The 13509-nt window shown below is 47.2% G+C and carries 2 protein-coding genes and 1 pseudogene; all 3 read right to left on the bottom strand.

All coding sequences use genetic code 11. The features are described 5' to 3' along the window. Positions 1 to 646 precede the first annotated feature (646 nt). Positions 647 to 10615 (bottom strand): non-ribosomal peptide synthetase, encoded by a 9969-nt coding sequence (locus tag EAE91_RS22280; protein WP_214090372.1) that lies wholly within the window; start codon positions 10613 to 10615, stop codon positions 647 to 649. A 1044-nt stretch (positions 10616 to 11659) separates the two neighbouring features. Then, positions 11660 to 12988, bottom strand: coding sequence for an MFS transporter (locus EAE91_RS22285; RefSeq protein ID WP_214090373.1), 1329 nt, complete (start codon positions 12986 to 12988; stop codon positions 11660 to 11662). Between the two features lie 364 nt (positions 12989 to 13352). Then, a pseudogene (locus EAE91_RS24385) lies at positions 13353 to 13499 on the bottom strand (IS30 family transposase); the annotation flags it as partial. Positions 13500 to 13509: the final 10 nt, after the last annotated feature.

A 13509-nucleotide genomic window follows, 5' to 3' on the forward strand; every position in this document is an offset into this window, starting at 1 on the left:
AACAAGGCGTGACAGAGATTTTCACTCATTCAGATAAGGTCAGAGACGCTTTATCTGCATATGATAAAACCGTCGTTAAAAAGCCATTTATGGTCTGTCAGTGTCGTTTTAACATCTGGAAAAAATAATCAGCGTATGATGAATAAAGCAGGTAAAATAATATTTTCCAGCCTGTTAATGTGTTTTCTCACTGTTATTTTACCCAGCAAGATATAAACATAACGCAATAAAAAAGAGGGATAAAACGATTAATGTGGCAGGATTTAAGTTCTAAACAGCGCGTTGATTATCCGAAAAAAATATAAGGTGGTATCTTTAATATTATCAGGCTAAATAGCCTCAGCAAAGATAAAAAGCGGGTATGATTCATGTTTGTTAAATGTAAAATACGATATGCCGTGATGATTAAAATGAATAAAAATCAGGGAGTAAAAGTGATGTAACCAACGGTTAAAACCTGATGCCGGTTAAAATCAGAGATTAAAACAATGTTTTTAAAAACAGTTTAAAACCTGCCCACTATAAAGCTATCAGTGAAAAATGAAAATCGGCTTTCACCTTGGGAAAAAGGATAAAGCAAAATAATCCGGTATAAAAAGCATATACCGGATTATCATATCAAGGTTAAATTATTAATATATTAGTATTACACTTCCTCCTCTTCACAACAGGTTGCCAACGCCATATTTAAAGCCTGAGATAAAACAGTTCTATTCTCATTATTTTCCAATAAACTAAAGTGGTCACCCGGAATAGCAATGAGTTTAAGCGAAGTATCAGCTATTATCCGCGCCCAACCTAGAGATGGATCAATATTTAAAAGCTCTGATTTTTCATCCGTCATAAAAGAAATAGACGGGTAAGGTTCCATCGCATAAAACTGATGCAACGTTACCGCTAATGCTGGTGGCTCATAATCTTTGACTATTTGATCATAATGTTCTATCTGTTCCCAACGTTTTGCCATTAAGTCAGCACTCAGATTGACGGGATATAATGCCAGTTCCTGCGCCGCTGCAATAAATTGCACCAAATTCAACTCATCGATTCGCTGATACAACGCCGCAATCTCTTCCGCGTGTTCTTCCCCTAATTGCCTGACCAACTCAGCAAAGAATTGATGTTTCGGTTGCGCTACCTGCTCACCAAAGCTCTGTCCCCCAAAACTCTGTCCATCAAAACAATGAGGAGCAAGCGTGTCAATCAGCCCCAAAAAATTAACTTGTTCGCCAGCCCCCAAAAGCCGTTGGGCTATGGCATAAGCCAATATTCCACCAGAAGAGTAACCGCATAGCCGATATGGGCCTATCGGTTGAACAGCTTTCATCAGGGTGATCATTCTGGCAGCCTGTTCTTCCATCGTTGACATCGGTTCTTCACTGATGGAAGGCCAAGGCAACGCATAAATCGGATAGCCCGACGGAATATGCTGAGCCAACCCGAAAGCGTAGGAGTAGTCACCCATGCCACTGGGAACAAAGAATAGCGGCAGTTCTGTTCCATCAAGTCGTACCGATATAGCACTGTTTTGCGGCTGAGACAGTAAATCTGAGGTAATTTTCGCGGCCAGTTCAGCCAGCACCGGGAATTGGAACAAGGTATTCAATGTGCAAACCATCCCTCGACCAGCGACAATATTGATCATTCGCATAGCAAGCAGTGAATGGCCGCCTAATGCGAAGAAATTGTCATGTCGACTGACCTGCTCAACACCCAATAACTCACTCCAAATAGCCGCCAGAGCTGTCTCAGTTTCCCCTTGCGGCGCTTCATAGACCTGACGGGAAAAATCTTCCTCCCGTGGTGCCGGTAATGCCCGGCGATCTAGCTTGCCATTCGGAGTTTGCGGGAAGGCATCCAGACGCACAAAAGCTGACGGCACCATATAATCTGGCAAAATGGCACTCAGATGAGCACGCAAACTGACCGTCAAGCTTTCATTCGCTTCCGCTACCACATAGGCGACCAAATGCTTGTCCCGACCATCCTCACACACCAACACCGCCGCCTCTTGCACCGCCGAGTGTTCCAACAACCGGATTTCAATCTCTCCCAGTTCAATCCGGAAACCGCGAATTTTTACCTGCTCGTCGTTACGGCCCAAGAATTCTAGATTGCCATCCGGTAAGTAACGGGCCAAATCCCCCGTGCGATACATCCGCGCACCAGATACCGGACTAAAGGGATCGGCTATAAAACGCTCCGCACTCAATTCCGGCTGGTTAAGATAACCCCGTGCTACACCGACACCACCAATATACATTTCGCCAACACAGCCTAATGGGACGGGCTGATCGTATTTGTCCAGTAGGTAAACACAGCTATTTTTAAGCGGCCGCCCGATAGAACTATCATCAGCCAAGGATAATATCTCCTTGCAGGTCGCCGTCACGGTATTTTCCGTCGGACCATAGGCGTTCAGCAGTCGAGGTCGGTAGGTTTCCCGCGCAAACCAGTCCTGAATAGCGCTCTTTTTAACCGCTTCACCACCAATAATGATGAACCTGAGGCAATCCGGTAGCGGTAATGGGTTGTCTCTGGCAATCAGTTCAGACCAAAATAACGCCGGTAGAGACATCACGGTGATACGGTTCTGCCAAGCTAAGGCAATAAATTCCTGCATAGAAGTTAGCCAGCGATCATCACGCATGACCAATGTGGCACCATTACACAATGACAAGCAGCACTCTTCTACTGAAACATCAAATGCAAAAGAGGCGAATTGTAATAACCGATCTTGCGCAGTGACCGCATAGGTCTCATTAAAACCCAGATGGCGTTGATACACCGCCTGATGTTCTATCATCACCCCTTTCGGCTGCCCGGTTGAGCCAGAGGTATAGATGACATAAGCCAGATGCCGCGGCGTTAACTCGGCTACCTGTGGGTTACTGTCTGGCTGGTCTGGCTGGTCTGGCTGGTCTGGCAGGGTATTCGAATCAAGTACCGTCAGCCCGGCTAGCGCCTGTTCACCAAGCGCTGTCCGGCCAGCTTTATCAACCAGTACCACCGATGGGGCCGTATCATCCAGAATATACGCCAGACGTTCTCCCGGATAAGCCGGGTCCAGCGGCACATAAGCCCCGCCAGCTTTCAGCACCGCCAACAAAGCCACCACTATCGCCGGTGAACGTGCCATACAAATCGCCACCCGCTGATCTGGTATGACGCCCAATGCAATCAGTTGATGGGCAAGCCGGTTAGCACGAGCATTTAATTCGGCATAGCTGAAACGTTGCTCTTCATACACTAACGCGATCGCCTCCGGGGTTTTCTCTACCTGTTGCTCAAACAGTCGGTGAACACATAATGGGTCAGGATACGGATTTTCCGTGGTATTCCAGGTTTTCAGCAATAATGTACGCTCCGTTTCAGGCAGGATGTTCAGCGCACGTATTGGCGTCTCCGGGGCTTGTTCAAGCGCTTCCACCAGACTCTCCAGCGCCTGTTGCATATAACCACATAGTCTCTCTGGCTCAAACGGCTGTACCACCAGAGCAGTTAGCCCCAACGTGGAACCCCCATCCTCCACCGACAGCCCAAATGGATAGTTAGTCCGCTCCTGCCCCTCCAGAAATTCAACACCTGTGATGATGTCATCCGACATTGCCGATAAGGCATTATGTCGATAGTTGAACAGAGCACTAAAAAGTGGCGTACCGCTGGCAATACCACTGCACCGTTGGGCCAGCGCCAGCGAAGCGTGCTCATGTTCCAGCAACCCGGCCAGTCGCAAATGTACCGCCCGCACGCTATCCTGTACCGGAGTATCATCAACATCCAGTCGCAACGGCAGGGTATTCATAAACAACCCCATGCCATTGTCTGCCCCCTCTCCCGCCTCCATGCGCCCAAACAAGACGGTACCAAACACCACTTTCTCTTGCCCGCAGGTATGCGATAGTACCTGTGCCCAGGCCAGATGACACAACGCCGCCAAACTGACACCAAAACGCCGAGCCAGGCTGCGCAAACGATCATTCAGCTCAGGTGCCAACATCCGGTGAGATTCCCTCATTTGAGAGCCGTCACGATGTACTTCCGCTAGTCCAAATGGGAATGTTGGCTCCTCCACTTCCGCCAACATGTCGGTAAAGAAACGGGTATGTGCCGCCTGATCCCCCTTCAACCGGGTCTGAGCCACCAGATTGCGGAAAGGAACCGGTGCCGACAGGCTATCCCCCTGCCCGGTAAAAAAGGCCCGCACTTCACGGTGCATCACTTCCAGCGTTTCATGGTCGCCAATCAAGTGATGCTGCAACTCCAGTAAGAACCAGCGGCCATCGGTTTCCTGAGTGATGACAAAATGCAGTAACGGTGCCTGACTCAAATTAAGACGATAATGCCCCGGATCAAAACGCCGGGTTAACTGGTCAATGACGGGGCCGTCAGCCGGGTCTAGCGTCAGTTCCGTCACAGGCAACCGAGCCTGACGCAAGACCACTTGCGCCGGAACTGATAATCCTTGCCAGATAAAAGCCGTACGCAGGATGTCATGGCGATCAATCGCCTGTTGTACCGCCGCCAGATAACGGTCCAATAGAGAGCGATTCTCAAAGATCACCGGATAGAGCAACAGATACGGGTCGCCTTCCTGCTCCAACAGGTGATGGAACAGGATACCGTCCTGCAACGGTGACAAGGCATAGATATCCTGAATATTAGCCACTCCACTCGGCACCTGCCTGACGATGCGATCAATATCAGTCTGAGTCAGATCAATCAGCGGCAACATTTCCGGCGTCAGCGCCGTAGTGACCGGAGTGATGACGTTAGGAGGCACCACTACAGCCTGATGCTGTCCCAATGTTTGAGCCAAGTCTGACAGCACCGGAAATTGGAACAGATCCCGCGCCGTCAATGTCAACCCCAAGTGACGCAAGCGTTCAATCATGCGTACAGCGAGCAATGAATGGCCGCCCAACACAAAGAAGCTGTCATGCCGACTAATCTGCTCAATACCCAATAACTCACTCCAGATAGCAGCCAGGGCGATCTCAGCTTCTCCTTGCGGCGCTTCATAGACCTGACGAGCAAAATCCTCTTCCCGCGGTGCCGGTAATGCCCGGCGATCTAGCTTGCCGTTCGGGGTCTGCGGGAAGGTATCCAAACGTACAAAGGCCACCGGAACCATATAATCAGGTAAAGTCGCACTCAAGTATTCACGTAAATCAACCGCTAATCTCTCATGCGCTTGTGCTGCCACATAGGCGACCAGCCGTTTGTGTTGCCCGTCATCCAATGCCAGTACCGCCGCCTCTCGTACTGCCGGGTGTTCTATCAACCGGGTTTCAATCTCCCCTAACTCGATACGGAAACCCCGAATTTTTACCTGCTCGTCGTTACGACACAAGAATTCCAGCTCACCATCCGACAGATAGCGGGCTAAATCGCCAGTGCGATACATGCGCGCATCGAGTACTGAGCTAAAGGGATCGGCTATAAAACGTTCCGCACTCAATTCCGGCTGGTTAAGATAGCTCCGTGCCACACCCACGCCGCCAATATACATTTCGCCAACACAACCTAATGGGACGGGCTGACCGTACTTGTCCAGCAGGTAAATACAAGTATTTTTAACCGGCCGACCGATAGAACAATCATCTGTCGGGGATAATATCTCCTTACAGGTCGCCGTCACGGTATTTTCCGTCGGGCCATAAGCGTTTAACAGTCGAGGCCGGTGGATTTCCTGCGTAAACCAATCCTGAACAGCGCTCTTTTTCACTGCCTCCCCCCCAATGATAATGAGCCGGAGGCAATCCGGTAACGGCAATCCATTATCTCTGGCAACCAGTTCGGACCAAAATAACGCCGGCAGAGACATCACTGTGATACGGTTTTGCCGGGCTAAGGTAATAAATTCTTGCATAGAAGTTAGCCAACGCTCATCACGCATCACTAACGTGGCACCATTACACAGCGACAAGCAGCATTCCTCTACCGAAACATCAAACGCAAAAGAGGCAAATTGTAATAACCGGTCCTGCTCAGTGACGCCATAGGTCTCATTAAAACCCAAATGACGTTGATACAGCGCCTGATGTTCTATCAGCACCCCTTTCGGCTGCCCGGTTGAACCAGAGGTATAGATGACATACGCCAAATGTTGTGGCGTCAATTCGGCTACCTGTGGGTTACTGTCTGGCTGGTCTGGCAGAATATTCGGGTCAAGTACCGTTAACCCAGCCAGCGCCAGTTCGCCAAGTGCCGCCCGGCCAGCTTCATCAACCAGTACCACTGACGGAGCCGTATCATTCAGGATGTACGCCAGACGTTCTCCCGGATAAGTCGGGTCCAGCGGCACATAGGCCCCGCCTGCTTTCAGTACTGCCAACAAGGCCACCACTACCGCCGGTGAACGTGCCATGCAAATCACCACCCGCTGATCCGGCATCACGCCCAATGCAATCAGTTGGTGGGCAAAGCGGTTGGCACGAACATTTAATTCGGCATAACTGAGCGTTTGCCCTTCATAGACTAACGCGGTCGCTTCCGGGGTTTTCTCTACCTGCTGTTCAAACAGTTGGTGAATACATAATGGGTCAGGATAGGGGGTTTCCGTGGCATTCAAGGTTTCCAGTAACAGTGTACGCTCCGTTTCAGGCAGGACGTTCAGCACACGTACCGGTGTCTCCGGGGCCTGTTCAAGCGCTTCCACCAGACTTTCCAGCGCCTGTTGCATATAACCGCATAGCCGATCTGGTTCAAACGGCTGTACCACCTGAGCGGTCAGCCCCAACGAGGAACCCCCATCTTCCACCGACAGCCCAAATGGATAGTTAGTCCGTTCCTGTTCGCCCAAGAATTCAATCCCGGCCATCGTCTCATCCAACGCCGCCGGTTGCTCATTATGGCGATAGTTGAACAGTGCGCTAAAGAGTGGGGTTTCACCCTGTACCCCACTGCACCGCTGGGCCAGCGCCAGTGAAGCATGCTCATGCTCCAGCAATTCAGCCAATCGTAGATGAACCGCCCGCACACTATCCCGTACCGGGGTATCATCGATATCCAGTCGCAACGGCAAGGTATTCATAAACAACCCCATGCCATTGTCTGCCCCTTCCCCCGCCGCCATACGCCCAAACAGGACGGTGCCAAACACTACTTTTTCCTGACCACTGGTACGCGACAGCACCTGCGCCCAAGCCAAATGACACAACGCCGCCAGGCTAACCCCCAACCGCCGGGCCTGACTGCGCAGGCGAGCATTTAACGTGGTGGTCAGCATCCGATGGGATTCTGTCATTCGAGATCCGTCACGATGCACCTCCGCCAGCCCAAATGGCAACGTTGGCTCATCCACCTCCGCCAACATGTCGGTAAAGAAACGGGTATGTGCTTCCTGACTCACCCCTAGCCGGGACTGAGCTACCAGATTGCGGAAAGGAGCTGGCGTCGGTAGGTGCTCTTCCTGCCCGGCAAAATAGGCCCGCACTTCACGGTGCATCACTTCCATCGTTTCATGGTCGCCAATCAAGTGATGCTGTACTTCCAGTAAAAACCAACGACCATCCGTTTCCTGAGCGACAACAAAATGCAATAACGGAGCCTGCCCCAGATCAAGACGATACTGACTCGGATCAAAACGCCGGGTTAACTGGTCAATGACTGGGCCGTCAGCCGGATCTAACGTCAGTTCCGTCACAGGCAACTGTGCCCGGCGCAAGACCACTTGTGCCGGAGCTGATAATCCTTGCCAAATAAAAGCCGTCCGCAGGGTATCATGGCGATCAATCGCCTGTTGCACCGCCGCCAGATAACGGTCCAGCAAAGATCGGTTAGCAAAGACCACCGGATAGTGTAACAGATACGGGTCGCCTTCCTGTTCCAACAAGTGGTGAAACAGAATACCGTCCTGCAACGGTGACAACGCATAGATATCCTGAATATTGCTCATCCCACCCGGCACCAGCTCAACGATGCGATCAATATCAGTCTGAGTCAGATCAATCAGTGGCAACATTTCCGGCGTTAGCGCCACAGTGGTGGGGGTGATAATGTTAGGCGGTATTATCACGGCTTGGTGCTGTCCCAACGCTTGAGCCAGCGCTGACAGCCCCGGCGACTGGAACAGATCACGCGCTGTTAGTGTCAATCCTAAGTGACGCAGGCGCTCAATCATGCGTACAGCAAGCAATGAATGGCCACCTAACGCAAAGAAACTGTCATGCCGACTTATCTGCTCAATGCCCAATAATTCACGCCAGATAGCCGCCAGAGCGATCTCAGCCTCCCCTTGTGGCGCTTCATAAATCTGACGGGCAAAATCCTCTTCCCTCGGTGCCGGTAATGCCCGACGATCCAGTTTGCCGCTCGGAGTCTGTGGGAAGGTATCCAGACGCACAAAAGCGATCGGAACCATATAGTCAGGTAAAATCGCACTCAAATATTCACGCAAATCAGCGGCCAATCTCTCATACGCTTGTGCCGCCACATAGGCGACCAGCCGTTTGTGCTGCCCATCATCCAATGCCAGTACCGCCGCCTCTTGTACTGCCGGATGTTCCACCAAGCGGGTTTCAATTTCCCCCAACTCAACCCGGAAGCCACGGATTTTAACTTGCTCATCGTTACGACCCAGGAATTCCAGGTCACCGTCCGGCAGGAAACGGGCCAAATCCCCAGAGCGATACATCCGCGCGTCGGATTCCGAGCTAAAGGGGTCCGGCATAAAACGTTCCGCGCTCAATGTAGGTCGGTTAAGATAACCCCGTGCCACACCTATGCCGCCAATGTACATTTCGCCAATGCCACCCAATGGAACCGGTTGTCCCTCTCTATCCAACAGATAGATGCGAGAATTTTTAACCGGCCGACCGATAGAACGGGCATCTTCCGGGGATAATAGCTCCTTATAGGTTACCGTCACGGTATTTTCTGTCGGGCCATAACCGTTCAACAACCGGGGCCGGTAACCTTCCTGCATAAACCAGTCCTGAACGGCGCTCTTTTTTACTGCCTCACCACCAATCATGATGAGCCGGAGGCAATCCGGCAGCGGTAATCCAGGCTCTCTGGCCGCCAGTTCAGACCAGAATAAGGTCGGCAGAGAAACAATCGTAATACGATGTTGCCGGATTAAAGCAATAAATTCCTCTACCGAAGCCAGCCAGCTATCATCTCGGATAACCAATGTGGCCCCATTGCATAATGTCGAGAAAAATTCTTCTACTGAAACATCAAACGCAAAAGCGGCAAATTGCAACACCCGATCTTGCACCGTGACGGCATAGGTGTCATTAAAGCCCAGATAACGTTGATAAATCGCCTGATGTTCTATCATCACCCCTTTCGGCTGCCCGGTTGAACCGGAGGTGTAAATCACATAGGCCAGATGCTGTGGTGTTAACGCAGTCACCAATGGATTGCTGTCCGGTTGGTCAGGTAAGATATTCGGGTCAAGCACTGTTAACCCAGTCAAAGCGGCTTCACCCAACGCTGCCCGCCCAGTCGCATCAGCCAACACCACAGGCGGGACAGTATCATTTAAGATATACGCCAAACGTTCCGCCGGGTAGGTTGAATCCAACGGCACATAGGCCCCGCCAGCTTTCAGCACCGCCAGCAGCGCCACCACCATCGCCGGGGAGCGTGCTACACAAATCGCTACCCGCTGGTCCGGTATGACACCCAATGCAATCAATTGGTGCGCCAGTCGGTTAGCGTCAGCATTTAACTCAGCATAACTGAGGCTCTGCCCTTGATACTCTAACGCCGTGGCCTCTGGAGCTTGCTCTGCCTGTTGCTCAAATAACTGATGAATACATAACGGGTCAGGATAAGGGCTTTCAGTTGCGTTCCAAGTTTCCAGTAATAATGTACGTTCAGCCTCAGGCAACAAATTAAGCTGCCCGACAGGAATTTCGTCCCCCATCCTGTTCGATGCTGCCAACACCTGTAAGTGCTCACTCATTCGTAAAACAACTTCCGTGCTCAGACGGTTTTCATCGTAGATCCAGCGAAAACCTCCCCGTCCATTTATCTGGAGGGTCAACAATTCGCCAGATACTTTCTGATCACGTGGCCTATCATCCTTTATCAACGAGACGGCGATTCGCCACGGCCGACTTGTTGCCAACGCCGGGATAGCATGCAATGAAGGAGAGCAAGAGAAGAGATCGTAACTAAATGTACCGTGCTGCGCCAACCGGGACAGCTCATCATCAACCCAGCCAGCTACCTCACGCCAAGGCTTATCAAGCGCTACCTCAACGGCCATAGGCACCACCGTCGCCAGATTTCCTGATTCATCTTTTACCTCATCCACACGCCAACCGACTTGGAATGCGGTCTGTTGAGTCAGGCGAGCAAGGTAAATGACAAAAGTCTGCAACAACGTTCGCAATGGTTCCTCTTCACTATTTTTAGGCAGAGGGGGCTGCCAAGCGCTCATTGTCCATCTGGGTTCTGTTTGTTCTGCGGCGGTTTCGAAAGGTAACTGGAGGGGTTGCAAAGCAGCAAGACGCTCATACCAGAATAATTCACTGGGTGTGAGTCTCTGAAGGATATTCTTTGTATTTCGAGTCTGTTGTGAAACATCATTTGCGTCGGTCATATTTTCTGACGTCTGAGTTTTAAACGCACTTTCCACTTTAGCAATGTTATTTTTCATCTACTACCTCAATGAATCTGTTAGAAATTTGAAAACCGTCATTCCCGACAGTCATCACTAATGTTTCTCTCCCACTTCTTGCCCAAAAATAAAAATAGATACATCTGCTACCCATCCAAGAGACTTAGATATCGGATGCCACTGCCCGATTAATAGCGGCTACTTAGTCATTTTTCGACTCCAATTCTCCTGATTAACGGAATGAGATATTCTATATTTGTTCCCATTTTTTAGATAAGTTCGATTAATTGACTACAATTTTTGTTGACTGACGCTGAATTACATAATTAAAAACTTAACCATTAACTGCAATTATTATCCACAATTACCAAATAACCTTTATATTTTATCCGTTTCTCATTAATACCCAATTAAAATAATTTCAAAAAAACCAAGCATTCTTAAAGACAAAATAGACCAATTTACATTTAATTATCAAAATATTACTTTGACAATCACCTATAAAACAGTCTTCATTACAATAATAAAAGGACATACTAATTTCAAAGACAGTTATTTAATAGGCATAAAATAATCCTGCATATTCAATCATATCAAAATATAACGTCAAGCTAAAAATAATTCATGAAAAATCATTTTTCAACAACAAGATAATACCGCCAACGAATATATCACAAATGAACAAATACAAATTATATTTAACTTAATTACATACAGCCTGTAATAATTAGAACATAAAGAAATACAAATGTTATTATATCAACAACCACCAAGAAACAATTTCAAATTAAAACAACTTAATTTCTCATTGCTTTATAATAATACACAACGTAATCTATATACTATTCAATAATATTCATTATCGCACAAATTAAATATCCTTTAATCCAAACGATTTAATTTTAAGACACACTACACCTCATTCAAATATAACTTTTTCATCACATATATTTATAACTAAATACCTATATTAGATTATTTATTAAAATCATAAAAACAATGACAACATTAATTTAAATTTTATGATTAATATTATTTTAAAAATAACATAAATATTAATGCTAGCTATTTTTATAAAATTATTTATTTATGACTTCTATAACTCACATATTTAAATGTTAAAGATAAAGCGGCTATAATAGCCGGAATGGACAAAATAGCAAAAATAGTGCTATGACTTAATTCCAGCTTGATCAATTCTGCTCCAAATAAAGTACCGAAAATCCCACCGAACCTTCCAAAACCTAACATCCAGGCAACCCCGGTTGCCCGACAATGAGTAGGATAAAATTGCGCAGAGATTGCCCCCATCGATGCCTGAGCGCCATTCATCGTTACCCCGACAAGAAATATAAGAATACTCAACAATAATACATTTTCTTCCCGACCAATAAAAAAGACCAAAATACCCGCCAGGGCATAATTAGTTACAACTACTTTATGAGGATTAATTCGATCCATTAGCCAACCGGAAAAAACCGTGCTTATTACGCCTCCCAAAGGGAATAATGCTGTCAGTGTTGCTGCCATGCTAATAGTGAAACCCGCATCGTTCATTAAAAACGGCATCCAACTTGTCAGAACATAAAAAAACAAGGCTCCCATGCTATAGGTTATCCATAACATTATCGTCCCAACTAAGAATTGATTGGACAAAACCGTTTTAATTGACGACTTATGTATAATTTCTCCTTCATCAAAGGTAAATTTGTTTATATCATTTAAATTATTGCCGGTCATTTTAGACAAAATTCGTCTTATATTATTATTATCCTCTGAGCCACCTTTCAAAACCAAATACCTGAGTGATTCAGGTAATAGAGAAAAGAGAAATAGCGACAGAAATAACGGCAGAATACCCCCTAAAATCAAAACTCCCTGCCAGCCAAAATGTGGAATAATCCATGCAGAAATAACCCCACCCACCGCAGCCCCAAGAGGAAAACCACAAAAAACGATATTTATTAACAAAGATCGCCGATTCTCTGGTGCATATTCAGATATTAAAGTTATTGCATTTGACATTGCCGCACCAAGACCTAACCCAGTCAAAAAACGCAAAATAGTTAACGTCTGTATTGAATCTGCGACAGCGGAGGCAAGACTAAATAGGCCAAAAACAGTGACGGATATTGTCAGCACTGACTTTCGACCAAATCGATCCGCAAGTGGACCAGCAAAAATCGAGCCCAACGATAACCCCAAAAGAGCGGCGACCATAGCTGGCCCAAGAACAGCACCTTCTACTTTAAAATCATTGACCACGGCGGGTGCAATATACCCCATTAATACCGTATCAAAACCATCAATAACAACAATTAAGAAACATAAAATTAATACTTGCCATTGAACTTTCGAGAATTTTTGATTATTAATAATATGTTGGACACTAACTGTTTTAGTGCTATTCATCTTGAATCACCAATATCATAAAACTGACTCCCTTTAACTGTAAAGATAAATTATCAGTTTAATAATAGATGTAAAGAAAATTTATCTTCAATGTTTCCTACGTTAATTTTATTAACACTTGGATTCACATAGTAAGTGCAATATCGTTACTCTGTAAGTAAACATATCCGTATTCCTTTAAATAATTCATTGGGTGTTTTACTACCCCGAGTTTTTCAGGGGCGATTACTTAATCGGTTTATACCCGTCATCTTTCAAGTTGCCTCTTTGTTGGCTGCACTCGCTCACCCCGGTCACATAGTTACCTATGCTCCCGGGGATTCGCTCCCTTGCCGCCGCAATGCATCTTGAAATCCATAGGGTATACCACAAAATCTATTTCCTGCTCAGAGAGTTCATTAAAATTGGTTCCTTTTGGAAAGTATTACTTGATTAACCCATTGATATTTTCATTGGTCCCTTCTTTCCCAAGGTGAATAGGGTGAGAAAAGTAAATTTGCGCCTCTAATTTAGTTCATGCT

The organism is Photorhabdus noenieputensis (assembly GCF_018448935.1).
Taxonomy (GTDB): Bacteria; Pseudomonadota; Gammaproteobacteria; order Enterobacterales; family Enterobacteriaceae; genus Photorhabdus; species Photorhabdus noenieputensis.